Raw genomic sequence first — 26,974 nt, forward strand, 5'->3', positions numbered from 1 at the left:
AGGTCAAACGTCTTGAAAGAAAAGGCGTTTTGCCGGAAAATGGCAAGCGGATAACGCATTTTGTAAAACTTCCTTCGGTTGTCTCCGTATTTTGCTCCGTAGAATTCACGCACCAAAAGGAGGTGAACGCCATGCGCCGTTCGACGCTTGTTCAACCCACACCATCCATGCCATCGGAAGTACCGAACCTGCCCCCAGCGTACCGTCGCACCGCTTTCGTCAAGCCCGCCATGTCCCATCTCTTGCTCGCCGGCACACTTGCGTTTCCTGTCTGGTTGCTCATCTTTCACACCATCAGCACTTTTCTGACAGGCAATACGTTTTCACTCACCCTTCATTTCACCCCCGCTGGCCTCTCGGATTGGCTTCGTCTCCTCTTCGGTTTTTTCGTTGCCGGTCCGCTTCTCATTGTTCTGCACGAAGGTTGCCACGGGCTTTTGTTTCGCCTCAACGGCTTTCAACCACGTTATGGGTTTCGCTGGTTGTACGCCTATGCCACAGCCCCCAATGCGCTCATGACACGTCGTCAGGCGCTCAGTGTGACCCTCGCCCCCTTGGTACTGCTTACCCTGATGGGCCTGCTCCTCCTCCCATTCGCCCCCACAGCGGTTGTGCCTTACATTATTCTCTTTCTCACGGCAAATGCGGCTGGTGCGATAGGGGACTTGTGGTTGAGTGTCGTCCTTTTGCGGCTTCCAGACGAGGTGCGTATTGTGGATCAGGCTGACCAGTGGGAGGTGTATGCCCCCGTTGATAGCGACGTTCCCGTCACGACGATCACGAGCGGATTTGTTTTGCGCTGGTTCGGCATGACCGCACTGGTTTTTCTCATCATCACCGTTCTACTTAATTTTTTACCGCTCCTTGCGGTTCAATTGGATATGGACGCGCTCCGCATTGGCCCCGCCGGCATATGGTATCTGATTGAATTTGAACGAACGCCAGATGGCGGCTTCCAAACGTCGCTTGGTTTGCCCGCCACATTGGTCGTCAGTATTGTGTTGGGTGGGGGGCTAGCGGTGCTTCTTCCTCAGCGACCCGCAGAGACAACTTGAAGCGTGCGCACACCTTCAATTTTTCACCCAAAAGGCGCTTTGGCCTGTGAAAAATTTGACAAAAGCGCCACTTCCTTCTATCCTGCCGTGGTTGAACAACCGTAGATACGGACGCTCATCAAGAGGGGTGGAGGGACCGGCCCTGTGAAGCCCCGGCAACCAGCGGCAACATGCCGCCAGGTGCCAAGTCCGGCAGCCCCTGTGGGGCTGGAAGATGAGAGGAGTCAGATGTACGGCCTCTCAGTATGAGAGGCTTTTTTGATGAAGCGAGCCGGCGATTCATGAATGGGACAGAAGGAGGCACACATGCGCACAGTCTGGTGGGAAGACGGCGTCGTCAAGATGATTGACCAGCGATTGTTGCCGCATCAATTTGAAATTGTCGCCTTCGATAACGAGCACGATGTGGCGCGCGCCATTCGCGAGATGTACATCCGCGGTGCGCCGGCCATTGGCGCCGCCGCCGGCTTTGGCATGGCGTTGGCGGCGCAACGCAGCCAGGCCGCGACCACAGAGGATTTGCTGAACGACTTGCGCACCGCCTACGATGTACTCTATGCGTCGCGCCCCACCGCCGTCAACCTGCGCTGGGCGCTGGACCGCATGATGGCGCTAGCAACGTCCTTGCGCGAGCAGCCCCACCAGGTTGTGCGTGACGCCCTGGTTGCCGAAGCGCAACGCATTGCCGACGAAGACATTGAAACCAACCAACGCATGGCGCGCTACGGCGCTGAATTGGTGCCCGAAGGCGCGAATATTCTGCACCATTGCAACACGGGCGGGCTTGCCACGGTGGACTGGGGCACGGCGTTGGGCGTCATCCGTATGGCGCACGAACAGGGCAAAAACATCCATGTCTGGGTTGATGAAACCCGCCCACGCCTGCAAGGCGCCCGCCTGACCGCTTGGGAACTCATGCAGTGGGGCGTTCCCATGACGCTGATTGCCGATAACGCTGCGGGGTATCTCATGTGGAGTGGGCAGGTGGATTTGGTGACGGTTGGCGCAGACCGTATCGCTGCCAATGGTGACGTGGCCAACAAAATCGGCACGTACAAACTGGCGGTCGTCGCCAAAGAAAACAACATCCCCTTCTACGTTGTCGCGCCCACCTCGACGATTGACCTGCAAACCCCCACCGGTCGCGATATTCCCATTGAAGAGCGCGACCCGCGCGAAGTCACGCATGTGTTGGGGCAGTGCAACATCGCGCCGGAAGGTGTGAACGCCTACAATCCGGCTTTCGACATCACACCGCACGAACTGGTGACGGCGATCATCACCGAGTACGGCGTGGTGCGCCCACCGTATGAGGAAAACCTGCGCCGGGTGGTTGAACAAGCCGAAGCCGACCGCAAAGCCCGCCAGGCATCGGGCAGTGTGTAATGCGGTCGAGATGGAACATGAGTGAGGTTGAGAAACAGTGACAGAACAAACCCGTCTTCCACGTGAAATTTTGGTTGTCGGTTCCGTCGGTCTTGACAATGTTGAAACGCCGTTTGGCAAAGTTGAACGCGCGTTGGGCGGTAGCGCCACCTACTTTGCCACCGCCGCCAGTTTTTTCGCCCCCGTCAATCTTGTGGGCATCGTCGGTACGGATTTTCCGCAAGAGCACATTGACTTTCTGCAACAACGCGGCGTCAATCTGGACGGATTGGAAATCGTCGAAGGTGAAACCTTCTTTTGGGCGGGGCGCTACGATTACGACCTGAACGTCGCGCACACGTTGGAAACCCGCCTGAACGTCTTTGCCGACTTCAACCCCCAACTGCCGCCCCACTACCGCACGCCCAGTCTGCTCTTCCTGGCGAACATTGCTCCTGAATTGCAACTGAGCGTGCTCGACCAAGTCGAACGCCCCGACCTGGTGGCGCTGGACACGATGAACTTCTGGATTGACTCGCAAAAGGAAGCGCTTATCCGCGTCATTCAGAAGGTGGACGTGGTCATTATCAATGAAGCCGAAGCCCGCGACCTGGCGGAAACGCCCAGCCTGCTCAAAGCCGCCCGCACCATTCTTTCGTGGGGACCGCGGGCGCTGGTGGTGAAACGCGGCGAATACGGGGCGGCGCTGTTCACCAGCGGCTCCTCGCGGGTGGATAGTTTCTTCTTTGTGCCTGCGTACCCGCTGGAAGACGTGCGCGACCCCACGGGCGCCGGTGATACGTTCGCCGGTGGGTTCATCGGAGCGCTGGCGCATGAACCGGTGCTGGACACCAACGCGCTCCGTCGTGCAATGGTGCAAGGGAGTGTCGTCGCCAGTTTCACCGTCGAAGATTTCAGCATCAACCGTCTGAAAGAGATTCGCATTGAGGATATCTGGGCGCGTACCAAAGAGTTCCGCGCCTTTACTTACTTCGAGCCACTTGAAGTAGCACGTTCATAAATTCCAGAAACGAAAGGAGTTTTTCCGTCATGAGTACCGAAACGAAGCCGTATGACGTCAAAGACTTGGGGCTTGCCGAACAAGGACGCAAGCGCATCGAATGGGCGGCGCAAGAAATGCCCGTTCTGAAGCAAATCATGGAAGATTTTGAGCGCACCAAACCCCTGCAAGGCGTGCGCATCTCGGCCTGTTTGCACGTGACCACCGAAACCGCCAACCTCATGCGGGCGCTGGCGGCCGGCGGTGCGGACGTGGTGCTCTGCGCGTCAAACCCGCTCAGCACCCAGGATGACGTGGCCGCCGCGCTGGTGGTGTACGATGAAATCCCGGTCTATGCCATCAAGGGCGAAGACAATGAAACCTACTACCGCCACATTCATGCCGCGCTGGACCACAAGCCCAACATCACCATGGATGACGGGTGCGACCTGGTGAGCACGTTGCACAAAGACCGCCCCGAACTGCTTGAATACGTGAAAGGCGGCACGGAAGAAACCACCACCGGCGTCATCCGCCTGCGCGCCATGGCGAAAGACGGCGCGCTGAAATTCCCCGTCATCGCCGTCAACGACGCCATGACCAAACACTTCTTCGATAACCGCTACGGCACTGGCCAAAGCACCATGGACGGCGTCATTCGCGCAACCAACGTGCTGATTGCCGGCAAGACCGTTGTGGTGGCCGGCTACGGCTGGTGCGGCAAGGGTGTCGCCATGCGTGCGCGCGGCTTGGGCGCCAACGTCATCGTGACGGAGGTTGACCCGCTGAAAGCGCTGGAAGCCGTCATGGACGGCTACCGCGTCATGCCCATGCTGGAAGCCGCCAAAGTGGGCGATATTTTCATCACCGTGACGGGCGACTTGCACGTGATTGACCGCCACCACTTTGAAGTGATGAAAGACGGCGCGATTGTCGCCAACAGTGGGCACTTCAACGTGGAATTGAACATCCCCGCGCTGGAAGAAATGGCCGTCGAAAAGCGCCAGCCGCGCCAATTCGTGGACCAGTACATCCTCCCCGATGGTCGCCGCATCAACGTGTTGGGTGAAGGGCGTCTGGTGAACCTGGCGGCGGCCGAAGGGCACCCCTCGGCGGTGATGGACATGAGTTTCGCTAACCAGGCGTTGGCGGCCAAGTACATTCTGGAACACTACGCCGAACTGGAAAACAAAGTCTACACCGTGCCGGAAGAAATTGACCGCGAAATCGCCCGCCTGAAATTGCAGGCGATGGGTGTGCAGATTGATGAACTGACCGAAGAACAGAAGCGCTACCTTGCCTCCTGGCAAGAAGGCACCTAATGCTAACTCGTTTGATTGAGAAGTGATGGAGGAAGACTCATGAGTACAACATTTATGTCCAGCCCCAAACTCTATTTCACCTCGGAATCGGTGACAGAGGGGCACCCTGACAAAATTTGCGACCAGATTAGCGACGCCATTCTGGACGCCATTCTGGCGCAAGACCCGGACGCGCGCGTGGCGTGTGAAACCGCCACCACCACCGGCTTGATTGCCATCATCGGCGAGATTACCACGAGCGCCAATGTGGACTACACCGAAATTGCGCGCGAAACCCTGCGCCAAATCGGCTACACCAGCAGCGAATACGGTTTTGACGCCGACACCTGCGCCGTCATTGTCTCGATCAAGAAGCAGTCGGCCGATATTGCGATGGGCGTGGACAAGGCGCTGGAAGCCAAAACCGGCGAAATGAGCGACGCCGAAATCGAAGCCATCGGCGCCGGCGACCAGGGCATGATGGTCGGGTTTGCGTGCAACGAAACCCCCGAACTCATGCCGCTCAGCATCAGCCTGGCGCACCGCCTGACGCGCCGCCTGACCGAAGTCCGCAAGAGCGGCTTGCTGGGCTACCTGCGCCCCGACGGCAAGAGCCAGGTGACGGTTGAATACGCCTACGGCAAGCCGGTGCGCGTGGATACCGTCCTCATCTCCACGCAGCACGCGCCCGACGTTACGCAAGAGCAAATTCGCGCCGACATTATCGAACACGTCATCCGCCCGGTGGTCGGCGAAAAATTGCTGGATGAGAACACCAAAATTTACGTCAACCCGACGGGGCGTTTCGTCGTTGGCGGTCCCATGGGCGACGCCGGCCTGACGGGGCGCAAAATCATTGTGGACACCTACGGCGGCGTTGCTCGCCACGGTGGCGGCGCTTTCTCCGGGAAAGACCCCACGAAGGTGGACCGCTCGGGTGCGTACATGGCGCGCTATGTGGCCAAGAACATTGTGGCGGCGGGTATCGCCGACCGCTTTGAAGTGCAAATCTCCTACGCCATTGGTGTGGCGCGCCCGCTCTCGATTAGCGTGGAAACGTTCGGCACGGGACGCATCCCCGATGACAAGATTGTGGACCTCATCAACCAGTTCTTCGACCTGCGCCCGGCGGCTATCATCCGCGACCTGGACCTGCGCCGCCCGATTTACAAGCAAACCGCGGCATACGGGCACTTTGGCCGCGAGGACGTAGACCTGCCTTGGGAACGCACCGACAAGGCGGACGCCTTGCGCGCCGCCGCCGGGTTGGACACGGTTCCCAGCCAGGCGTAATTCCCACTGTTGAAGCAAAAAGCCGCACGCGCATTGCGTGCGGCTTTTTTTATACAAGCCAGCCAGGCGGGTTAGACGTTTTGCGCGCCTTCTCCATCGGGAGCGGGCAAATTCAACTCCGCCCACAATTCACGCTGGCGGCGTTCCGCAGCACGCCGACCGGCTTCAATTGCGGCTGCCAGGCGGCGGCGTTGCTCGGCCAGTTCCTCTTCAACGCGCAACTTGATGGCTTCCACAGGGTCGTCGCTGCGGTCCAAAACGCCGCTTTCTTCCAATTCACGCATCATCAGCGCCACAACACCCGCCGCAGCGCCCAGCATCAACCCCAGCATGACTTTGCGCATGGCATTCCTCCTCTTCACACACGTGGTTGGCGGCGGCTCTCACGTACCGTGCGCACGGCTTCACGCAGGCCGGCCGCCCACGCCTGCGCCTTGACGAAGGGAGCGGCGACTGAGCGCCCCACAAATTGGGTTGTGTGTGTGATTTCTTCAACCGACTCTTTGGTCGTATCCAAGAGCGGCGTGACTTCTTCACGAATCAATTTGACCAGTTTCCAGATTTGCCAGAGCACCAGCCCCAGGAAAATCCCCAAGGCGATGGATTCCAGCGCCAGCACAATGATCAAGATATCCCGAACGGTTTGCACCATAGACAAGCCTCGGCTCTCTGTTCGTTTCGGGCGGGTGCATGCAGCGCACCGCCGCGACTATATCACACCTTCAACACGTTGGCAACGGCTATTCCGCTCAAACACCCCAGGACGGCGGGGATAATGTGGACAACGCCAAGCGTAGGCAGGGGCACCGCGTAAAGCGCCCCCAGCCAATGCCCCAGCAGAAAACCGACGCTCCCCGCCACCCAATAGGCGAACAGTTCCAACACGCTGTCCCCAACAAAGAGATGAAACAGCGCCGACGCGATACCGGCAATCAGCACTGCCATGATGAGCGGAATCATCGTCAAACAATCAACCCACCGCCCAGACACTCATCGCCGTCGTAAAAGACCAGCCCCTGCCCGGGGGTGACGGCTTGTTGCGGAATGGGGAACGTCACCCGTGCACGCGCACCGGGCAACGGTTCCACAATCGCCGGTACTTCGGGCGCTTTGTAGCGGATACGCACTTCAATATCAAGCGCGCCGTCCGGCTCGCCCAAAATCCAGTTCACCTGTTCGATTTCCACCGTCTCAGTGCGCAGGGCGTCACGCGGTCCCACAATCAGCGCATTGCGTGCGTGGTCTTTGGCGACGACGTAGAGCGGTTCATGCCAGGGAATGCCCAACCCGCGGCGCTGCCCCAACGTGTAGAACGGCAACCCCTCGTGGCGTCCCAATTCGCGGCCATCCACATGCACAATTGGCCCCGGTTTGAGCGCGCCCGGCGGCGCATGACGGCGCAAAAATTGCCGGTAATCGCCCGTGGCAATGAAGCAAATTTCCTGGCTTTCGGGCTTCTCCGCCAGCGGCATCCCATACTGTCGCGCCAATTCGCGCACCTGGGGCTTCGTCAAATGCCCGACCGGGAACATCAAATGCGCCAACTTTTCCTGCGTGAGCGAATAGAGCACGTAGGATTGGTCTTTGTTGGCGTCAACCCCCTTGTACAGGTGGTAAAGCCCATCATCCCCTTTGACGACACGCGCATAGTGTCCCGTCGCCAGGTAGTCTGCGCCCAAGCCGCGCGCAATGTTCAGCAAGTGGGTGAAGCGCACCGTGCGGTTACAATGCAAGCATGGGTTCGGCGTTTTGCCGTGCAGATAGGCGTCAATGAACGGCTCCACCACGGCTTCGCGGAACGGTTCTTCCAGGTTCTTCAAGAAGAAGGGCGCGCCAATCGCATCACACAGCGCCCGCGCATCTTCGACCGCGTCGGGCGTACAGCACCGATTGTGGACGAACCCTGTGCGCTCGTCCACCACGCCTTGCTCGCCCGCCCAGAGGCGCAGCATGACGCCCACCACCTCATAGCCTTGTTCATGCAGCATCAGCGCCGCGACGGATGAATCCACACCGCCGCTCATCGCCACCACCACACGCTTGCCGTTGCGCGGCGCGGGCTTGATATTGAGTTGTGTCCAATCGCGAATCTCACAAACCGGAATTGTTGTCATGCGCTATCCTGAAAAACGTCTCATCTATGTGCGGGCGTACTGCCGCAAGCGCTGAATCACACGCGGCACGGCTTCGGCGGCATACGCCACTTCTTCTTCTGTGTTATCGTCACCCAATGTCAGGCGCAGGGCGCTCATCGCCTCGCGTTTGGTGGCGCCAATGGCGCTCAGCACATGGCTGGGCGTAATCGCCCCGCTTGAACATGCACTGCCACTACTCGCGGCGACGCCTTCCAAATCTAGCCCTAGCAGGAGCGAATCGGCGTCCACATTGCTAACGACGAAACTGGCGTGCCCAGGCAACCGCTCGGTGGGGTGGCCGGTGAGTTGCACATCGTCCACCTGTTCCAAAATCGAGCCGACCAGGTGGTCGCGCATGGCACGCAAGCGGGCGTTTTTGGCTTCGCGGTCGGTATGCGCGATTTCAATGGCGGCGCCAAGCCCCACAATGCCGGCAACGTTCTGTGTGCCGGAGCGCATACCATGTTCCTGCCCGCCGCCCGTCATCATGCTTATCCAAGGTGTGCGGCGGCGCACATAAAGCACGCCAACGCCTTTCGGCGCGTGGAATTTGTGCCCACTGAGCGCCATCAGGTCCACATTGAGCGCATCCACATCCAGCGGCAAGTAGCCGCCGGCCTGCACAGCGTCGGTGTGGAAGACAACACCGCGCTCGCGGCAGAGCGCCCCAATGTCCGCAATGGGCTGAATGGTGCCAATTTCGTTATTCGCGTACATGACGCTGACCAAAATCGTATCAGGGCGAAGCGCGCGCGCTACATCATCCACCGAAACGCGCCCATACTCATCCACGGGCAGATACGTCACCTCGAACCCAAAGTGTTCTTCCAGTTGCTTCACCGTCTGCAAGACGGCTTTGTGCTCGATGGGCGTCGTGATAATGTGGCGTCCCTTGTCGCGCAGGGCAAACGCCACGCCGCGAATAGCCAGATTGTCGCTTTCTGTGCCGCATCCAGTAAAGGCGATTTCGCGCGGCGAACAGTTGAGCACCGCCGCCACCTGGCGGCGCGCCTTTTCAATAGCGCGTTGCGCCCGCTGTCCATAGCGGTGCAGGCTGTTCGGGTTGCCGTACTCGTCGGTGAGATACGGCATCATCGCTTCGAGCACATCCGGATGAATGGCCGTTGTGGCGCTGTGATCGAGATAGACGTACCGCTTCTCCATTGAAACGCTCCTTTCGTCAAAAAAGAACGCGCCGGTCGGCGCGTTGTGTGCCTGAATTGCATGACTGCCTGGATTATAGCCGCCCACGTAGGGGTGTCAATGCTGTTTGGGTGCTCTATCCCCCGCTACGCGAGTTGAACGCCCGGCTGTTCACCGCGCCAAAAACTTTCCACCGTCTGGTTGAACCGGTTGGGTGAATCAATGGGCGTGGCGTGCCCTGAGTTGGCGATTGTTTTCAGGCGGGCGTTGGGGATACGTTGCGCCAGTTGCTGACAGAGCACGTAGGGCACGGTGGTATCTTCTTCCCCGTGAATGACCAGGGTTGGCACGCGCAGGGTGGGCAACCGGTCGAAGGTGTCGAACGCCAGAATAGCACGCCACGCATACGCCACCGAGCGGCGATCATTGCGGGCAATCAGCGCAGCGGCTTGCGTGCGCAGAGCGGCTTGTTCGGGTTTGGGGAACATGCGGCGCGCCACTTGCCGGGCGTAGACGCGCATCGGCGCCACACGGAGCAGCCATGAACGCCACCACAGGCGCAGACGGTCGCGCAGAGAGCGAGGGCGCGGCAAGCGGGCGAAGGTGTTGACCAGTACCAAATCGCGCACCAGGTCGGGATGGCGCAGGGCGAATTCTTGCGCCACCATGCCCCCCATGGACAACCCCACTCCATGCACCGGCCCAACGCCCAAATGGCGCACCAGCGCGGCGACCTGGTCTGCCATTTCGGCGATGGTAATGGGGGCGCGGAGCGGGGGCGAATCGCCGTGCCCCGGCAAGTCGGGCACAATCAAAAAATAGCGCGACCGCCACGCTTCGACCTGGAGCCGCCACATGTCGCGGCTTGCGCCCAAGCCATGCAGCAGCAACACCGGTTCGGCTTCCGGGTTGCCATGCACTTCATAAAAAAGGCGTATCCCGTTCTGTTCAAAAAGCGGCATGGTATGTTTCCCTCCTCGCCAAAGATGTGTACCATAATGCAAGTAGAGGTGGACGGGCGGCGTCCAAGTCAAGCAATCTCTATGCAGAGGAGCATAGCATGACCGACAAGAACACACTCGCTTCACGTCGCATTCTCTCAGTGACCGAAGAAGAGTTGAGCCGCATTGTGCTTGACATTCACGACGGCCCCGTCCAATACATGTTTGCCGCACTTTCACTTCTCACGCAACTTCAACACCAACTTGAACAAGAAAACGCTTCGCCCAAAGCATTAGAGCGTGTCGAGCGCATCACGCGCCTGGTTGAGTCATCGTTGCGCGAAATCAAATCATTCCTCGGGACGTTCCGCCCACCAGAATTCCACAAACGCTCGCTTCTTTCAATCGTCCAAGGGCTGGTCATTCAGCACGAAGAATGGACGGGCAACACGGTCACGCTGGAAGTTGAAGAGCCGCTCCCTGAGGTGACCTTGCCCGTCAAAATTGCGCTCTACCGCATTCTGCAAGAAGCGCTGTCCAACTCCTATCGCCATGCGGGCGTCAAGGAGCATTGGGTCACACTCTGGGCGGAAGACGATTGGGTCTGCATGGAAGTGGTTGACCGCGGGCGCGGTTTTGAGCCGCCGCCGCTGGAAGGCCCCGGTGCAACTGAACGTGAGGAACATATCGGCTTGCGCGGCATGCGCGACCGTGTGGCATTGCTTGGCGGTGTTTTTGAACTGTACAGCAAACCCGGTGAAGGAACACGAATCAAAGTAAAGGTGCCCAGCAATGGCTGACATCATCAAAGTCATCCTCGCAGACGATCACGCGCTCGTTCTGGAAGGATTACGCGGCTTACTCGAAGAAGAGCCGGATATCGAAGTGGTCGGCGTCGCCCAAAGCGGCGACGAACTGCTGAACCTGCTGGAAACCCAAGAAGCCGACGTGGTTGTGCTCGACCTGCAAATGCCCTACCACGGGCTCAGTGCGCTGGAAGAAATCCGTCGCCGCAACCTGCCCGTGCGTGTGCTGGTGCTGACGGCTTTCGGCGACGGGGAGAGCATTCAATCGGCTATCGAACGCGGGGCGGAAGGGTTTGCCCTCAAAACCGAACCCCCGCGCCAAACCGTCGAAGCCATCCGCCAGATTGCCGCGGGGCGGCTGGTGTTCCCCCGCGCCGCACAACGCTGGCTTTTGGCTTCGCTCCAACCGCAACGCCAACCCCAACCATCGCAGCAATCCATCCTCTCACCACGCGAGTGGGATGTGCTGGCACTGGTGGCGCGCGGGCTCACCAATCCCGAAATTGCCAATGAACTCCATCTGAGTGAAAATACAGTGCGCTTTCATTTGAAAAACATCTACGAGAAACTGGGTGTGAGCAACCGCACGGAAGCCGCCGCCTGGTATTTCCGGCACTCCGGCTGAGCAGTTCATCCCCTCTGACAAGCCAATCACCAAAATATCACCAAAACATCACCACCAGTTGGTGATGCTTTTCCCTATCGCTTTTGCTATGCTGTAGATGACAACAGAAAAGTGAAGCCGCTGCTTCATCGGCTCCGTTCTTTCCACCAGCGCCTTCCGTGTAGAAGGAGGGTTTTTCATGATTGCTTTTATTCTCTTTGGTACGCGTGGGGTAACAACAACAAAAGCCTCCGGGGATTTTTTCTGTCCCGCATGTGAAAGCCGACAACCATACAAACATCAAATAGTCCGGCGCTATTTCACACTCTACTTCATTCCGCTCTTACCGCTTGAAACATTAGGGGAATACATTGAATGTCAGACATGCAAAGGCACATACAAACTCAATGTTCTCAATTATGATCCCGATCAAGCCGCAAAGCGTTTTTGGCAAAAATTCCAACAGGTCACGCGCGATGTCCTGTTCTTGATGGCTCGTACAAACGATCGTATCTATTTGGAACAAATCCGAACCATTTGCGCGTTCTCTGAACATGCCCTCGGACTTTCTTCTACACCACAAGAAACCCAGCGCGAAATTCTTGCAATGGAGACAAGCCCACGCGCTGTTGTTGACGCACTCACTGAGATTGCAACAGACCTTAATGACAAAGGCAAAGAACTCATTCTCAGAGGAGCATTTCTGGTTGCATTAGCCGATGGTGACTTGAGTGAAGAAGAAATGAAATTTATTACGGCTATTGGGCTTGCACTTCAAATGTCCCAATACCATGTTCGTGCTGTCCTCGACGAGGTTATTGAAAAGTTGAATGAATGAAAAATAGGGAGCCTGCACATGAGCACCAAATACCTCTTCATCTGTTCCATCGGTCCCGTGCAAGACTTCATCGCCGCCGCCCGCAGTAGCCGCGACCTCACCTACGGGTCGCACTTGCTGAGCGAATTAGCCAAGACGGCCGCACGCACCATTGCTGACAAAGAGAGCTTCGACGCACTCATCTTTCCAGCGCCAAAGAGCAAAAAAGACCTTGATGAAAATAGCGCTCTCTCGGTCGCCAACAAGGTGGTGGCGGTGGTGTCAGGCGAACCGCAGGGCTTGGCGGACACTATCGAAGAGGCGCTGCGTGCATTCATCCTAAACGCCTGGCACCCCATCGAAGACAAGTTGCAAAACGACGTGGATAAAGCACTGGCACGCTGGCAACTCAAAGACCTGCTCGAATTCTACTGGGTGGCGGCGCCACTTGAGGGGAAGTACGAAGAGGTGCGCGCTACGTGCGAAGCCGCCCTCAGTGCCCGCAAAGCCACGCGCGATTTCCGGCGGTACACGGGCAAACCGCGCTTCAAGTCGTCTATTGACGGCTGGCGCGAGCATGTGCTGGAGCAACTCCCCAACACGGCTTCCAGCCCGACCGACAAGCAGATGAAGCGCTACAAGATGCGCAATGGGGAACTGCTTTCAGGGGTGGACCTGCTGAAGCGCTGGGGCGGGTTGGAACTCAGTGCTACGTACAAGAGCACAGGGCACATGGCGGCATTGCCGTTCGCCGAAGGACTGGCGCAAAACGGCGTCAATGTCCATGAGTTGTATCAAGCCCTCGAGGACCTCATAACTGACAATGATGGCAACCTTTTTGCGAAAGACGACTACAGCGTCTTCTTCCCGGCAGAAGTGCGCGCCGCATTCGATGACAAAGAGAAGGCCAAAACTGTTTTAGAGAAACATGAACGCCTGCTGAGCCAGTATGCGGGCACACGCCGCCCATCGCCATACTACGCCCTCCTCCTGGCCGACGGTGACTCTATGGGCAAGGCGATTGACGCCCAAACATCGCCGGCAGCGCACCGCGCGCTTTCGCAAAAGTTGAGCGAATTTGCGCAGGAAGTCCCCAAGATTGTGAGACAGTACCGCGGCGTGCCCGTGTATGCCGGCGGCGACGACATCCTGGCCTATCTGCCACTTCACACGGCGCTGGAATGCGTGCGTGAATTAGCCGAAACGTTCCAAGAGATGATGAGCGCATTCACATTCGATGAGAATGGTCAGCAGAAATCGCCCACGCTCTCAGCCGGTTTGGTGATCACACACCACCTGGAACCGCTGCGCGATGCGCTGGCGCTCGTGCGGGCGGCTGAAAAAAGCGCCAAGACCGTTGCGGGCAAAAATGCGCTCGCCATCACGCTCAACAAACGCAGCGGCGCCGACCGCACGGTGAAAGGCAACCTGTTTGCATTGATCGAACGCCTGCAAACGATGCGAGGATGGTGGTTGAATGAGACGTTGAGCAAGGGCACCGCCTATGAACTGGAACGACTGGCGCGTGATATGGAAGGCGTTCTGCCTGCTGAGGCGCTTGCCGCCGAAGCTGTGCGCATTTTGAAACGTAAGCGAGAATCAGGCGGGAAAGAAAAGGTCAAGCAAGAGGTGATTGACCAAATCGAAAACTGGCTGAAGAAGGAGCAAATCAAATTGCACGAACTGGCGCAAGAGATGATTGTCGCCAACGAATTGGCGCGAGCCAGCAAACAGGCGCAAGGAAAGGAGGCGTGATGAGCAACAGCATGAAGACATGGCGGGTGGTTCCCCACGACCCGCTCATCTTCCGAGACGGCAAACCGTTCACGGCAACGCCGGGCGCACGCGCAACGTCCGTGCCCTTCCCGTTTCCCTCCACATTGGCCGGGGCGGTGCGCACATTGAGCGGAGCACTGGAAAATGGTGGTATTTTCCCAAAGAAAAACAACGACGCGCTTGTCCAAAAGGTGCTGGCGTATCCGGTGGCGGGGCCCTTTCTCTTCGACACACGACGGCAACAGGTGCTCTTCCCCGCCCCGCAAGACGCCCTGTTGGTCAAACTTGAACCGCACGACGAAACCAAGGCGCAACAAGTACCCTTGCACCCCACAACGCGCTTCTCGAATGTGCTAACAAACATGCCGGATGGCTTGCAATTGGTTGCGCCGGTTGAAACCGTCAAGGCCAAGCGCCATCCCAACGCGCCTGCCTTTTGGTACTGGGAGAAGATCGAAGCATGGTTGAAGCACCCGACGCCGGCAACGGTCACGTTGAGCGCTCTTGGCATTCACACCCTGCCAACGGATTACCGCACGCACGTGAGCATTCAGCACCAAAGCGGCACCGCAGAAGAGGGCGCGCTCTTCCAGACGGCGGGGCTCACTTTCGTGCATGCGCCGCGCAAGGAGAAACGCCCCGACTTGGATGAAGCCGCCGAGTTAGCGCTCCTGCTGCAAACAGACGCGCCGATTGGGGCCACCATGTGGACACTGGGCGGGGAGCGCCGCCTCGCCGCGTGGGAAGAGCAGAACGATACATTGCCCACGTGCCCGGAGGAGGTGCAAACCGCCATTCAGCAGAGACGGCGGGGGCGGCTCATTCTGGCAACACCGGCGCATTTCACGGGCGGTTTTCTGCCCACGTGGGTGTGCGAACATCCAAGCGGGGTGAAACTGCGCATTGTGGGGGCAGCCGTGGGGCGGCCGGTGCATGTGTCAGGCTGGGATTACCAGAAAGGCAAACCCAAAATTACGCGCCGCCTGGCGCCCGCCGGAAGTGTCTATTTCTTCGAGATTGTCGAGGGGGATGAAGCAGCCATCACGCAATTCATCAATGCCGTCTGGCTGCGCCCTATCAGTGATGAAGAGCAAGATCGCCGCGACGGCTTTGGCGTTGCCCTGCTGGGCACGTGGAACGAGAAGGAGGCATGAGATGCTGAGCAACCGCAAACCACCAGCGTTTTCACCACCTGGGGTTCACCCCAAAGATGGCCGAATCACACAGGTGCGCACATACAAACTCATCACCCCGCTGTACGGCGGTGGGGCTGAAACGCAAAAACCCGACGAAGTGACTGTGGTGCGCGCCAGTGAAATTCGCGGGCTGCTGCGCTTCTGGTGGCGCGCTACTCGCGGCGGGCAGTTCGACGGATCGCTGGCCAAAATGCGCGCTGCCGAGGAGGCTATTTGGGGCTCGGCCGCCGGAGAGAGCAAGGCGGGGCCGTCGCCGGTGGCGCTGGCTGTGCGTATTCTCAAACGTGGGCAGAAAATGGAAGATGTTTCCATACGAACACGGAGAGGCAACCAGCGCGTCAACATTGGCGACCCTCGATCTCCTTACGGATATGTTGCGTTTCCATTGCGCGACAGCCGAGGAAGTGTCTGGAAAGACGTTGAATTTGAGTTGCACATCACCATCAATCGCACCAATGTTCAAGGCGGCGGTAAAACGCTCAATGTGCAAGAAGAGGTCGAAGCCGCGCTCTGGGCGTGGGAGACATTTGGCGGCGTGGGCGCTCGTACGCGCCGCGGGTTTGGGGCGTTGCAGTTGACCAAAATTGATGGTCAATCTGTCCATGAACCCACAGCCAAAGAAGTCGAATCATATGTACGGAATGGGTTGCACAAATATGTGCGTGGCACGCAATGGCCCTGCGGTGTTGCCCATCTTACATCTGACATGATGTGGAAAATTACCAATCGCCACAACGATGCAGACGCAGCATGGCAGTATTTGTTCAAAAGCCTCAAGGATTTTCGTCAGGCACGCTATCCAGACAGCAAAAACCGCCCATTTGGCCGCAGTAAATGGCCAGAACCAGACGCCATTCGGCGGATTACAGGCACTTCTTCGCCAGGGCATGCGCCCCAGCATCCAGTTCGAGATAAGTTTCCACGCGGTCAATTTGGGCTTCCAATCATCTTTCAGTTCAAGGAAGATGATGAGAAAAACGGCGACCCACCCAAAACGGTACTTGAAGGCGCACAACACGACCGTTTCGCCAGCCGACTGATTCTACGTCCCCTCGCCTGCCAAGGTGGAGCCGTCGGCTTGGCTTGTGTACTGGAAGGACCCAAAGACCCGCCCGGCGGGTATGTATTGAAACAACAAAGCAATGGGCAAGTCCTTGCGCGGCCGAATGTTGACCTGACGAGGCAAGACGCACTGAAAATTGGACCACTCAACGGCGAACCCGATGTTCTGAAAGCCTTTCTGAAAACCCTTGGATGGAAAGAGGAGTGAAATCATGCAAGCCAAACTGATCTTCTTACACGCGTTGTCCCCCTTGCACGCCGGCACCGGCCAGGGCGTTGGTGCCATTGACCTGCCCATCGCCCGCGAAAAAGGCACTGAAATCCCCATCGTACCCGGTTCCAGCCTGAAAGGTGTGCTGCGCGATGCTTGTCAGGCGCTCCACGGCAATGGCACCTGCACGCGCATTTTCGGTCCCGACACGGACAACGCCTCTGCGCACGCCGGCGCCGTCATCCTCACCGACTTGCGCCTGGTGGCTCTGCCGGTCCGCTCGCTGGCGGGCGTCTTCGCCTGGGTGAGTTCGCCCTTTCTGTTGCAACGCCTGGCCCGTGACGCGCAGATGGCGGGCTTAAGCGATGCCCCCAAAGAGCCGTCGGTGGCAAATGCTCAAACCGTGCTGGTCAGCAGCACCAGCACCATCCAGGTCAACAATGCTGAGGTGGTGCTGGAAGATGTGAAGTTGAATGCGCAAACGCAAGCCGATACGTGGGCGAATTGGCTTGCGCCCAAGGTCTTCGCTGACGAAGGCTGGCAAGCCAGCTTCAAAGCCCGCTTTGCCATCGTCCACGACGATGTGATGGCCTACCTGCTCCAAGTCGCAACCGACGTCACGGCCCGCATCCGTCTGGAAGATGACACGAAGACGGTTGCTCAAGGTGCGCTCTGGTACGAAGAAGCCTTGCCCGCCGAGAGCATTCTGGCCGGGTTGGTGGCTGCGCAGCCGAATGGAGAAGCCCAACCCGATGAAGTGTTCGAGAAGGTGAGCGAACTCGCCCAGCATCCGCTGCAAGTGGGCGGCAACGCCACCGTGGGACGCGGCCTGTGCCGCTTGAGCCTTGCGTAGGAGGGACACCATGCGCACATTGGAACAAGAATTGGCCGCAACCATTTACGAGCAAGTATCACGTCTGCAAACCGACGAAGAACGCGCTAAGGAGTATGGTGGCATGGCGCATAAACTGCCGGTGCTCATCCGCCAGGCGGGGCTGGTACAGGCGCTGGCCTATGTGGCGGCGCGGGGCAAACCGGGCGCCAAGCAACTGTTGGAAGACCTCGCGGCGGCGCTTGGAGAGGATTCAACAGACGATTTGTTGCAGCGATCACGCGAAGACAACCTGCTCGAATACATGCGTCTGACGCGCGAAGCCACCATCGCGCTCACCTGGTACAAGCGCTTCGCCCAATCGGTGCTGGGTGTGGAGTCGACAGAGGAGGTTCGAGAATGAGCATCTCTGAACGAAGCTTCTTTTTTGCACGGCGTCAGACCCTCGCAAACGTCCAATTGAATCAAGCACGCTTCCCACATGCAGGTCTCTGGCTGGATAAATTCTTGCCCAAGCAGTTCGCACAAGGTAAATCAGAGGGGGAAGGCGCTTACCGCGATCACTTTGAACAAGCCGTCAAAATTCCTGTCGCGGACGTTTACACCTCCGCCTTCAACCGCTGGAAGCATACACTCGAAGCAAGCGGCATCAAAACCAAGGTGGCAACCACGCAAGGGCGGCTCGTGGTCGGCTTGGGGGCGGAGAGCGTGCTCGAAAACGCCATCACCCTGCACCGCACCTACGGCGTACCTGTCATTCCAGGCAGTGCGCTCAAGGGGCTTGCCGCAGCGTATGCCCGCAACCGCCTGGCTGAGCCGGCTTGGCAGAAGGGCGGCGAAGCGTACAAAACCCTTTTCGGCGACACCGAGTCGGCCGGCTACGTCACCTTTTTCGACGCGCTGTATGTGCCTGATAGCGTCAAAGATAACCGCCCCCTCGCGTTGGATGTCGTGACCGTTCACCACCAAGAGTACTACCGGGGCGAGAAGAGCCCACCAGCCGACTGGGACAGCCCCAACCCGGTGCCCTTTGTCAGCGTACGCGCCGGGGTGAAGTTCCTGGTGGCGCTTGCCGGGCCGGAAGAATGGGTCGAAGCCGCGTTCCAGATTTTGGGGCTGGCGCTGGCCGAGGAAGGCATTGGCGCGAAGACCAACAGCGGCTATGGGCGGATGGTGCTGGAAGGGTATGCGAAAGGGGTAGCGAAAACAGCAGAGCCACGCGAAACATATCACCTGGCAAAATTGCGCCTTCTCAAACAAGAAACACCCCCCCCTGGACGATCTCGTGGCGAAGTTGTCGAAGTACGTGGCCGATATGGGTTTATCAATCCCGCTCAAGGTGGCGGCAAAATCTTTGTCCACGTAAGTCAACTTCAATCAGGGGCTACATCCTTGCAAGTTGGCCAAGTGGTTGAATACAGCTTAGGAAAATATAAAGGTCAAACACAAGCCCAGAAAGTTGATGTGTTGTTAGAACCAGATTGATACAAGATGAAAAAGAGGAGGTTGCGATGAACAATCAATCTAAACTGATTGTTTCACCTGTAGGCATCAGTCTGCTTTTGAACTATGCATCGCAAATTCGCCAAGATGGTAATCTGAGAAAGCAATTCCTGGATTGCAGTAACGAGAAAAATTTGCCACAGGAATTAGCAGGTCAGGTAGAAGAATTGTCTGAGGAAATTTTAACTTACCTCATTGACGCAAATGTCGAGACGCGTCGAAAACTAAGTGCAGAGCTGAATGGCTTATATGGTTTGTTTCCCAACGGTCAGTTTTCCAAATCCGATACGCATATCCTCATTGCGACCGATACCGAGTTAGGGCAAACGACTGCCCGGATTCTGGAAGAATTTTTGCGTGAGCATGGTGTACAAAACATTCAAATCATTTGCCCGTCAGGTTTGCAAACAAAAGACGAAGTACAGTTCCGAAGGGCTATCCGAGAATTGTTCGCCGACTTAGAAAGTATTTTACCTGAATATAAAAACAAGGTGTACCAGATTACTTTCAATCTGACGGGAGGTTTCAAAAGCCTGTATAGCTATCTCAGCATTGTGGGGATGTTTTATGGCGATAAAATCGTGTACATTTTTGAAAACGGAAAATTGCTTTCCATTCCCAGGCTCCCACTAAGAATTGACGATTCGCAACTACGCCAACCAGAACAAGCCGTACAACTTGCCTTGCTAGCGGCAGGGCACATCTACCGCCGAAGCGACATTCAATTGCCAGGAGCGCTTTGGGAAGAAGATGAAAAGGGAGACGTGACGATCTCGGAATGGGGGCAACTGATTTGGGACCAGGTGAAAAACGACATCCTTTCCAAGGGTTTACTTCCATTTCCTTACTTAGAATATGAGAGCACTTTTCGGAAAGATTTTGAAAAGGCCACGCCAGAACAACGAATCCGTCTGCAAGAAACATTGGCAAAGGTCAGCAAAATACTCCTTGAACACCAAGGAAATATAAAAGCACTCAAGGAACACGGAGGACTTCAGTATGACAATTATACAAATAAATCACTTCCAGATGGTACTCCTATTGGCCATTTCCGAATCAATGAAGGTGACCGAGTGACATGCATCGCTGTTGGTGGTAAATTGTATTTACGTCATTTTGGTTCTCATGATTATACCGAAAGTAAAGAGGGAGTTCGATGATTGTTCTTAACTTTTCTCACCCCATCACAGATGAGCAAAAGTCACAAATCGAGGCGCTTACCGGCCAATCTGTTGAGCGCATCGTTGCGATTAACAGTCAGATTGATACCGAACAACCTTTAGCCCCCCAAATCGTTGCTATGGCCGACGCATGTGGGCTGTCACAAGAAGAATGGCAAACCCTGCCTCTCCTCATCAACCCACCCGCCCTCAATTTCAGCGCCGTGGCGTTGCTGGCCGAACTGCACGGCCGCATGGGCTACTTCCCCCCCGTCCTGCGGCTCAAGCCCGTTCTGGGGCCCGACGGCCAGCGTGTCGTCCCCCCTCGCTTCGCCGTTGCAGAAATCCTCAACCTCCAAGCCATCCGCGACGAAGCGCGCGCACGGCGCTGAACCCTGGCGGGGGCGTGGTCCGCCCCCTCACCACGCCCCCGCCGCCGTTTGCCAGCCACATGCGCGCAACAGCGCCGCCACAACCCGCCCCGGCGCAGGCGCTTGCATCACCACACCCAACACCGCGACACCCGCCGCCCCCGCCGCCAGGCAGCGCGCCGCATTCGCCGGCGTGATACCGCCCAGCGCCACCACCGGTATCGGCGCTTGGCGGGCCATCGCCCGCAACTGCGCCACGCCATCCCCCGTGGGCGCATACCCCGCCTTGCTCACCGAGGGGAACACCGGGCTCCACGTCACATAATCCGCCCCCGCCTCCACAGCCGCCGCCACATCGTCGGGCGTGTGCGCCGACATGCCCACCAGCGCCGCATCGCCCAACACGTCCCGCGCCGCCGCCACAGCCTGCGCCTGCTGGACATGCACACTGCACACCCCAACCTCGCGCGCAATCTCCACCGCATGCGGCATGTTGAGCGTCAACACCGCGCCATACGCCTCAGCCGCAGTGTGGCAAGCGCGCGCCAACGCCGCCGCCTGCACGCGCGGCAAATCCTTCTCGCGGAGCATGAACCAGCGCGCCCCCGCCTCAAACACGTCAACCGCAACCTCCGAGAGCGGGCGGCGCGCCAAACGGCGGTCGCTGATGATGAGCAGGGGCGGCCGCGGTAAGCGGTTCACCAGCCAAACTCCGGCATGCCTTCCAGCGGGCTTGACGCATTGGCGTACAACTTGCGCGGAATGCGCCCCGCCTCATACGCCAGCCGCCCCGCCTCAATCGCGTAGCGCATGGCGCGCGCCATCTTTACGGGGTCGCGCGCTTGCGCAACCGCCGTGTTGAGCAAGATACCGTCGCACCCCAGTTCCATGGCAATCGCCGCATCCGACGCCGTGCCAACCCCCGCATCCACAATCAGCGGCACCGAAACCATCTCGCGAATAATGCGCAGGTTGTACGGGTTGCGAATCCCCATGCCAGACCCAATGGGCGCGCCAAGCGGCATGACCGCCGCACACCCGATATCTTCCAACTTCTTGCAGGTGACAGGATCGTCGTTGCAGTAGGGCAACACCACAAACCCATCACGCACCAACTGCTCAGCCGCCTTCAACAACTCCTCCACGTCCGGGAAGAGCGTATCCTCATCCCCGATGACTTCCAGTTTCACCCAGTTCGTCCCCAACGCCTCACGCGCCAGGTGCGCCGTCAACACGGCATCGCGGGCTGTGTAGCACCCGGCCGTATTCGGCAAGATGAAGTAGCGCTCGCGGAGTAGGTCGTACAGGTTTTCGCCCTCGGCGTCGGGGCGCACACGGCGAATCGCCACCGTCACCACCTCCGCGCCGCTCGCTTCCAGCGCATCCAGCATCACTTGCCGATTGGGGTAGCGCGCTGTGCCAATGAAGAGACGCGACGAAAAGGTGCGCCCTGCAATGGTCAGTGGTGTGCTTGTCTGAACCGCTGTGGTCATGGCTGTTCCTCCTGTTTCTGCCTCGTCTGCTTGCTTTTTTCAACCACCTGCAACCGCCTGCACAATTTCCACCCGGTCGTTGGGATTGAGGCGGTGGGTGCGCCACGCCTCGCGCGGCACAATTTCGGCATTGACGGCGACCGCAATACCCGGTTTTTCAGGCGGAAGCCCGATGCTTTGCAACAATTCGGCCACAGTTTCCTCACGCAAAGGACGGGCTTCGCCGTTCACATAGACCACATGTTGGGTCATTGGACACCTCCTTCAACTGCATCATGCCGGTTGCGAAAGAAACCGCGCCAACGTGAACGGTTGCGCCAGCGGATCGAGTTCGCCCGTCAGCACAAAGCGGCTCACCACGTCAGCCGTGAGCGGCGCCAGCAAAATACCGTTGCGGTGGTGGCCGGTCGCCATCACCAGCCCCTCCACAGGCGTGGGGCCCAAAATGGGCGCATCGTCGCGGCTGGTGGGGCGGAAGCCCACGGCGATTTCGGTCAGCGGCAAATCGTACACAGCAGGCAACAACTCCCACGCCCCGCGCAACAGGTGGAACACGCCCCCCGCCGTCGGTGTGGCATCGAACCCCATCTCCTCGACGGTCGCGCCAATCAGCAACTGCCCGTTGCTCCGCGGCACAAGGTAAGCATCCATACACCAGACCACATGGTGCAACAACGGGGCTTCGGGCGGCATTTGCAGAATGACCACCTGCCCGCGCACGGGGCGCACAGGCGGCCGAATGTCGGGCGGCAACCCTTCAATCTCACGCGACCACGCGCCCGCAGCCAGCACAACCGTCTCGGCTTCAAACACCCCCTCATCCAGACGCACGCCGCGCACACGCCCGCCTTCAATGACAATTTCGCGCACGGGCGTTTCTTCGCGCAATGCGCCGCCCGCCTGCACAAAAACCCTCTTCAACGCTTCCACGACGCGGCGGTTGTCAACGTGGTAATCATGCCCGCTCCAAATGGCGGCAACGGCTTCGCGCGAAAGGTGCGGTTCGCGCTTGCGTACCTCGTAGCCGCTCAGCCATTCCACAGGCTGCCCCATCCCGCGCAGGTACTCATACCAGAAGCGGAATTTGCGGGCATCGTCGGCGTCCAGCGCCACCACCAGCGTGCCATCGGTGCGGTAATCCAGCGAGACGCCGGCGGCTTCTTCCAACGCTTCGACGAAAGCCGGCCATTGCTTGTGCCCCTCAATGAGGAGCGGCAACAGCCGTTCTTCCCCCGGCTCTGCTTCGGCGTGGGGCGCCAGCATGCCCCCCGCCACCCATGACGCGGCGCGACCGGCGCGCCCCCGGTCGAACACCGTCACGTCGGCGCCTTCGCGCGCCAAATACCAGCCAATCCCCAATCCCATGATACCGCCGCCAACAATCGCAATGCGTGACATAGGTTCCTCCCTTTCGTCACTATTTGGTTGAAGAAACAAGGGCGCGGCTCGCGCCACGCCCTTGTGCGTTCAGACCACGGGAATATCCGCCGAGATCACCTGTTCAAATGACTTTCCTTGCTTCAACACCGCTTCCACCAGGTTCATCGGGCAGAATGGACCGCACATGCTGCACGCCTTGGTGCGCGTGCCCCGCTCATGATAGAGGCGGCGGGCTTCGTCGGGGTAGAGCGCCAGGGCAAACTGACGTTCCCAATCAAGGCGGTAGCGCGCTTCGCTCATGGCGCGGTTGCGTTCCAAATCCGCCTGGCGACCACGCGCCACGTCGGCGATGTGCGCCGCCAGTTTGAACGCGATGACGCCCTCGCGCACGTGTTCGGGTGTAGGCAAGCCCAGGTGCTCGGCGGGCGTCAGGTAGCAGAGCATGTCCGCCCCATGCCAACCCGCCAGCGCGCCGCCAATCGCGCCGACGATGTGGTCGAAGCCCGCCCCTGTGTCAATGGGGAGCATGCCCAGGATGTAGAACGGGGCATGGTTGGTCAGTTTCTTCTGAATCTGCACGTTCGTCTGAATCTCGTTCAGCGGAATGTGACCGGGACCCTCCACCATCGCCTGCACGCCGGCTTTGCGTGCCCGTTCCACCAGTTCACCAATCAGCAACAGTTCTTGAATTTGGGCGCGGTCGGTGCTGTCGGCGAGACTTCCGGGGCGCAAACCATCACCCAGCGAAAGCGTCATGTCGTAAGTGCGGGCAATCTCCAAAAGGTCGTCGTAGCGTTCCCACAGCGGGTTTTCGCGTTCGTTTTTGAGCATCCACGCCGCCATCAGCCCGCCACCACGCGAGACGATCCCCGTCACACGTTCGCTGTGGCGGTAGCGCCGCAAGGTTTCCAGCGTGACGCCGGCGTGGACGGTGATGTAGTCCACCCCCTGGCGTCCATGTTCTTCAATCACCTCGAACAACTCATCGGCGGTCATGTCGAAGAAACTCTTGCGTGCCGCGGCGCGGAATTCGGCTTCGTAGATGGGCACCGTCCCCAGCGGAACCGTCGCCACGTCGAGAATGCGCTGGCGGATGGCGCGCAAATCGCCCCCGGTGGAAAGGTCCATGATGGTATCCGCGCCGTACTGGATGGCGACGCGCGCCTTTTCGACTTCTTCATCGGGGTTCACGTAGTCGTAAGACGTGCCCAGATTGGCGTTGACTTTGACACGCATCCCTTCACCAATGGCGGTGAAGTGCGTCAGCGTTGTGTGGTTCGGGTTGGCGGGAATCACCACCCGACCAGCGGCGACAAGGTCGCGCACCGTTTCGGGGTCAAGCCCTTCTCGCGCGGCGACATACGCCATTTGTTCGGTGATTTTTCCCTGGCGAGCGGCTTCAAGTTGTGTGGGCATCTGGCACCTCCCTGGTTTGGTTGGTTGGCGCCGTCTCAGTGGGGGCGAACCGGTAGGGGCGTGCTGGGGCAACAAAAAACCGCCCCAGCGAGGGCGGTTGCAGACCAAACGTCAGGACTGCCTCCGTTTCCCTGCGCTGGCATGACCCAGATCAGGTTCGTAGGGTCGGTGGCGGATACGGCCACCCTCTCAGCCCGGCTCCCCGGACTCCCCTAACGGAGACGGCATATACAGTTGTCAAGGCAGGAGAATTGTAAACAAAGCCGACGCGCGGGCAAATTCGGCCTGTCTAGCGCTTCTCCGGTTGAGTGGCTTCCCCAAACACCAAAAGGCGCACGTCCGCCACGGGGGCGGGGGCTTTGGCGGCAAAGAGGAGTTGCACGGTGGCGATGTCGCCCGGCGGCACCGCCTCATGCGTGGTCAACGTTTCGACGGCCAGCGGACGCCCTTCGGCATCGTAGAGCGCTCCCACCACCCAAAGCGTGCCCAGCGGCGTTGCGGTTGCGTTGCGCACCTCGGCTTGCACGGCATACGCGCCAAACGTTGGGGGTTCTTGCGCGACTGTGATGGTGTAGGGCAAGGGTCCCTGCACGGCAGGCTCGGCGGCTCGCCCCGTGAACGTCACATCCCACGTAGTCCACTCAGGCGGCGGGGACGGCACCAACACTTCCAGCGGCATCTCGGCGGCGGCGGGCAAAAAGGGCAATGGGAGCGGCCATTCGGTTTCGGCAAGCACCGCGCCCTCGGCATCACGCAAGCGCACATGCGCCAGCACGTCGGCATAGGCGCGGTCATCAGTCGCCTGCACAACGCCGAGCAGATACAGCGTGCCGGTGGGGGCTGTGTAGGTGGTGGTGCGGGTGACGGTCAACGTGGCGAGCGCCGTATCCTCAGACGGTGCGGCGGCGGGCACGTGCGCGGCGGCATCGGGCGAGAGGCGAAAACTGGCAGCGATACTGTCCAGCACCGGTTCGACGGCTTCCCAATGCACGCTGGTGCTTTCTTGCACCAGCACCACCAGCAAAGGCCCCTGCACATCGAACAGGAGCCGCAAGCGCGCCTGTTGTTGGGGGTCGGGCACGGGAGAGGCGACTTCGACCGTGTACAAGCCGTTATGCGTGGTGATGGTAGGTTCCACCAGGGGGTAGAGCGTTTGCAAGAAGGCTTGCAGGTACGCGTCCGCCAGGGCGGGCAGATGGTCAGCGGCAAGCGGCGCACCCGTATTGATGATATTGACCAGGAAGCGCGCGGAGTGCAACGCTGTGGCGGGCGAATCGAAGCGCACCAGCACCTCGCGTTCATCGGAGAGGTCCTGCGCGAGCCAGCCAACCGGCAAGCGTAGCGAAAAGAGCCCGTCGGGATGGGTGTATGTTTCGGGCACCAGTTGAACATTGGGCGTGGGCGTCGGTGCGCGCGGCGTCGGCGAGGGGGTTGCCGTGGGCAAAGGGAACGGCGACGCGGTGGGCGTCGCCGTGGGCAACGGGCGTGATGTTGGTGAGGGTGTCGGCGTGGGCGATGGCGTCGGCGTACAGGCGGCCATCAGCCAGGCGAGTACAACCGCCAACACCGTCCAGAGGGCAGAACGGTTCATTCTTTGAGCGTGCGTGATGTTCGGGTTTGGATGGAGAGCGCCCCCATTTGGCGGCATTGGGCTTCAAACTCGGCAATCTGGTCATCGCGGTCGAGTTTGACCACCACCTTGTAGCGAACTTCTTCCGGCTCAACTTCGACCACAGGGGGCGGCCCAATCAGCGCGTTGCGTATGCGTTGCCATACCGAAAGTTTGGGACGCGCGGCACTGGCGCGCGGCACTTCATACAACAAAATCGCGTCAGAACGGGAGAGATTGAGCGTGCGAGCATGCGCCACAAGGGCTTCCGCCTTCTCTTTGTCATCAAATTCGGCCGTAATCACAGGCGGGTAGCGGTGTGTCAGATGGAGTAAGGCGTCGCCCACTTCGTCTTTGCCTTCCACAGTGTGTAAAGGCGGCAAAGCAAACGAATCAGGCGGTGTAGGGCGTCCCGGCAGAATGGTTTCCATTTCGGTTGGCATACGTTCTCCCCCTTGAGTGAGCAATCGGCGACCGGTTTTTTCATTTTACCTGCGCCAAAAAG

General features: G+C 59.0%; 29 protein-coding genes and 2 riboswitches. Of the genes, 16 read left to right on the top strand and 13 right to left on the bottom strand.

All coding sequences use genetic code 11. The features are described 5' to 3' along the window. The first annotated feature begins 131 nt into the window (after positions 1–131). From SE16_RS07295 to metK, 5 genes are all read left to right on the top strand, one after another. Positions 132–1,055 (top strand): DUF3267 domain-containing protein, encoded by a 924-nt coding sequence (locus SE16_RS07295; RefSeq protein ID WP_060687426.1) that lies wholly within the window; start codon positions 132–134, stop codon positions 1,053–1,055. Positions 1,056–1,167: 112 nt separating this feature from the next. Next, positions 1,168–1,276: riboswitch (SAM riboswitch) on the top strand. 85 nt (positions 1,277–1,361) lie between these two features. Continuing rightward, positions 1,362–2,441, top strand: a complete 1,080-nt coding sequence (gene mtnA / locus SE16_RS07300; protein WP_054491661.1) for an S-methyl-5-thioribose-1-phosphate isomerase — start codon at positions 1,362–1,364, stop codon at positions 2,439–2,441. Between the two features lie 37 nt (positions 2,442–2,478). Beyond that, complete coding sequence (locus tag SE16_RS07305) at positions 2,479–3,441, top strand: PfkB family carbohydrate kinase (protein WP_200907151.1); 963 nt, start codon at positions 2,479–2,481, stop codon at positions 3,439–3,441. A gap of 29 nt (positions 3,442–3,470) precedes the next feature. Next, complete coding sequence (gene ahcY, locus SE16_RS07310; protein WP_054491662.1) at positions 3,471–4,742, top strand: adenosylhomocysteinase; 1,272 nt, start codon at positions 3,471–3,473, stop codon at positions 4,740–4,742. A 39-nt stretch (positions 4,743–4,781) separates the two neighbouring features. Beyond that, positions 4,782–6,014, top strand: coding sequence for a methionine adenosyltransferase (gene metK, locus SE16_RS07315; protein WP_054491663.1), 1,233 nt, complete (start codon positions 4,782–4,784; stop codon positions 6,012–6,014). A 71-nt stretch (positions 6,015–6,085) separates the two neighbouring features. Here metK and SE16_RS07320 read toward each other — a convergent pair whose 3' ends face one another. The 6 genes from SE16_RS07320 to SE16_RS07345 all read right to left on the bottom strand — a co-directional run bounded on the left by SE16_RS07320 (position 6,086) and on the right by SE16_RS07345 (position 10,254). After that, positions 6,086–6,358, bottom strand: coding sequence for a hypothetical protein (locus SE16_RS07320; protein ID WP_054491664.1), 273 nt, complete (start codon positions 6,356–6,358; stop codon positions 6,086–6,088). Between the two features lie 14 nt (positions 6,359–6,372). Next, positions 6,373–6,666: a hypothetical protein gene (locus SE16_RS07325; protein ID WP_054491665.1), complete on the bottom strand. Its 294-nt coding sequence runs from the start codon at positions 6,664–6,666 to the stop codon at positions 6,373–6,375. A 62-nt stretch (positions 6,667–6,728) separates the two neighbouring features. Further along, a complete protein-coding gene (locus SE16_RS07330; protein WP_152917986.1) occupies positions 6,729–6,980 on the bottom strand; it encodes a hypothetical protein in 252 nt (83 codons plus the stop codon). Then, entirely contained in the window at positions 6,977–8,128 is a 1,152-nt protein-coding gene (gene mnmA, locus SE16_RS07335) for a tRNA 2-thiouridine(34) synthase MnmA (RefSeq protein WP_082373792.1), read from the bottom strand. The genes SE16_RS07330 and mnmA overlap by 4 nt, the downstream gene beginning before the upstream one ends. 24 nt (positions 8,129–8,152) lie before the next feature. Continuing rightward, positions 8,153–9,313: a cysteine desulfurase family protein gene (locus tag SE16_RS07340; protein ID WP_054491667.1), complete on the bottom strand. Its 1,161-nt coding sequence runs from the start codon at positions 9,311–9,313 to the stop codon at positions 8,153–8,155. A gap of 125 nt (positions 9,314–9,438) precedes the next feature. Then, the gene (locus SE16_RS07345) at positions 9,439–10,254 is read right to left on the bottom strand and encodes an alpha/beta fold hydrolase (RefSeq protein WP_054491668.1); all 816 of its coding nucleotides are present in this window, start codon (positions 10,252–10,254) and stop codon (positions 9,439–9,441) included. A gap of 98 nt (positions 10,255–10,352) precedes the next feature. Between SE16_RS07345 and SE16_RS07350 the strand changes: the two genes are divergently transcribed. The 11 genes from SE16_RS07350 to csx15 all read left to right on the top strand — a co-directional run bounded on the left by SE16_RS07350 (position 10,353) and on the right by csx15 (position 20,592). Next, positions 10,353–11,033 carry a sensor histidine kinase gene (locus tag SE16_RS07350; protein ID WP_054491669.1) on the top strand — a complete coding sequence of 227 codons (681 nt, stop codon included), beginning with the start codon at positions 10,353–10,355 and terminating at the stop codon, positions 11,031–11,033. Then, positions 11,026–11,664 carry a response regulator gene (locus SE16_RS07355; RefSeq protein WP_054491670.1) on the top strand — a complete coding sequence of 213 codons (639 nt, stop codon included), beginning with the start codon at positions 11,026–11,028 and terminating at the stop codon, positions 11,662–11,664. The genes SE16_RS07350 and SE16_RS07355 overlap by 8 nt, the downstream gene beginning before the upstream one ends. A gap of 178 nt (positions 11,665–11,842) precedes the next feature. After that, a complete protein-coding gene (locus SE16_RS07360; RefSeq protein WP_054491671.1) occupies positions 11,843–12,481 on the top strand; it encodes a zinc-ribbon domain-containing protein in 639 nt (212 codons plus the stop codon). A gap of 18 nt (positions 12,482–12,499) precedes the next feature. Then, positions 12,500–14,215 carry a type III-B CRISPR-associated protein Cas10/Cmr2 gene (cas10, locus tag SE16_RS07365; RefSeq protein ID WP_054491672.1) on the top strand — a complete coding sequence of 572 codons (1,716 nt, stop codon included), beginning with the start codon at positions 12,500–12,502 and terminating at the stop codon, positions 14,213–14,215. Between the two features lie 11 nt (positions 14,216–14,226). Then, the gene (cmr3, locus tag SE16_RS07370; RefSeq protein ID WP_161804520.1) at positions 14,227–15,390 is read left to right on the top strand and encodes a type III-B CRISPR module-associated protein Cmr3; all 1,164 of its coding nucleotides are present in this window, start codon (positions 14,227–14,229) and stop codon (positions 15,388–15,390) included. Between the two features lies 1 nt (position 15,391). Continuing rightward, positions 15,392–16,702, top strand: a complete 1,311-nt coding sequence (gene cmr1, locus SE16_RS07375; RefSeq protein ID WP_054491674.1) for a type III-B CRISPR module RAMP protein Cmr1 — start codon at positions 15,392–15,394, stop codon at positions 16,700–16,702. Between the two features lie 4 nt (positions 16,703–16,706). Then, a complete protein-coding gene (cmr4, locus tag SE16_RS07380; protein WP_054491675.1) occupies positions 16,707–17,558 on the top strand; it encodes a type III-B CRISPR module RAMP protein Cmr4 in 852 nt (283 codons plus the stop codon). Positions 17,559–17,568: 10 nt separating this feature from the next. Next, entirely contained in the window at positions 17,569–17,940 is a 372-nt protein-coding gene (gene cmr5, locus SE16_RS07385) for a type III-B CRISPR module-associated protein Cmr5 (RefSeq protein ID WP_054491676.1), read from the top strand. Next, positions 17,937–19,022, top strand: coding sequence for a type III-B CRISPR module RAMP protein Cmr6 (gene cmr6, locus SE16_RS07390; protein ID WP_054491677.1), 1,086 nt, complete (start codon positions 17,937–17,939; stop codon positions 19,020–19,022). The genes cmr5 and cmr6 overlap by 4 nt, the downstream gene beginning before the upstream one ends. A gap of 26 nt (positions 19,023–19,048) precedes the next feature. After that, positions 19,049–20,200, top strand: a complete 1,152-nt coding sequence (locus tag SE16_RS07395; RefSeq protein WP_054491678.1) for a putative CRISPR-associated protein — start codon at positions 19,049–19,051, stop codon at positions 20,198–20,200. Next, a complete protein-coding gene (csx15, locus tag SE16_RS07400) occupies positions 20,197–20,592 on the top strand; it encodes a CRISPR-associated protein Csx15 (protein ID WP_054491679.1) in 396 nt (131 codons plus the stop codon). The genes SE16_RS07395 and csx15 overlap by 4 nt, the downstream gene beginning before the upstream one ends. A gap of 27 nt (positions 20,593–20,619) precedes the next feature. Here csx15 and SE16_RS07405 read toward each other — a convergent pair whose 3' ends face one another. From SE16_RS07405 to SE16_RS07435, 7 genes are all read right to left on the bottom strand, one after another. After that, entirely contained in the window at positions 20,620–21,273 is a 654-nt protein-coding gene (locus SE16_RS07405) for a thiamine phosphate synthase (RefSeq protein ID WP_060687428.1), read from the bottom strand. Continuing rightward, complete coding sequence (gene thiG, locus SE16_RS07410) at positions 21,270–22,064, bottom strand: thiazole synthase (protein WP_054491710.1); 795 nt, start codon at positions 22,062–22,064, stop codon at positions 21,270–21,272. The genes SE16_RS07405 and thiG overlap by 4 nt, the downstream gene beginning before the upstream one ends. Positions 22,065–22,103: 39 nt before the next feature. Continuing rightward, positions 22,104–22,316: a sulfur carrier protein ThiS gene (gene thiS / locus SE16_RS07415; protein WP_054491711.1), complete on the bottom strand. Its 213-nt coding sequence runs from the start codon at positions 22,314–22,316 to the stop codon at positions 22,104–22,106. Between the two features lie 21 nt (positions 22,317–22,337). After that, positions 22,338–23,462 carry a glycine oxidase ThiO gene (gene thiO / locus SE16_RS07420; RefSeq protein WP_054491712.1) on the bottom strand — a complete coding sequence of 375 codons (1,125 nt, stop codon included), beginning with the start codon at positions 23,460–23,462 and terminating at the stop codon, positions 22,338–22,340. A gap of 69 nt (positions 23,463–23,531) precedes the next feature. Beyond that, positions 23,532–24,860, bottom strand: coding sequence for a phosphomethylpyrimidine synthase ThiC (gene thiC, locus SE16_RS07425; protein ID WP_054491713.1), 1,329 nt, complete (start codon positions 24,858–24,860; stop codon positions 23,532–23,534). Positions 24,861–24,971: 111 nt separating this feature from the next. Next, positions 24,972–25,084, bottom strand: a riboswitch (TPP riboswitch). A 65-nt stretch (positions 25,085–25,149) separates the two neighbouring features. Beyond that, positions 25,150–26,451, bottom strand: coding sequence for a hypothetical protein (locus SE16_RS16390; protein WP_200907153.1), 1,302 nt, complete (start codon positions 26,449–26,451; stop codon positions 25,150–25,152). Next, entirely contained in the window at positions 26,448–26,912 is a 465-nt protein-coding gene (locus SE16_RS07435; RefSeq protein WP_054491715.1) for a hypothetical protein, read from the bottom strand. Before SE16_RS07435 ends, SE16_RS16390 begins: the two co-directional genes overlap by 4 nt. Between the last annotated feature and the right edge of the window lie 62 nt (positions 26,913–26,974).

The sequence above is a fragment of the Ardenticatena maritima genome, from assembly GCF_001306175.1.
GTDB classification, from domain to species: domain Bacteria; phylum Chloroflexota; class Anaerolineae; order Ardenticatenales; family Ardenticatenaceae; genus Ardenticatena; species Ardenticatena maritima.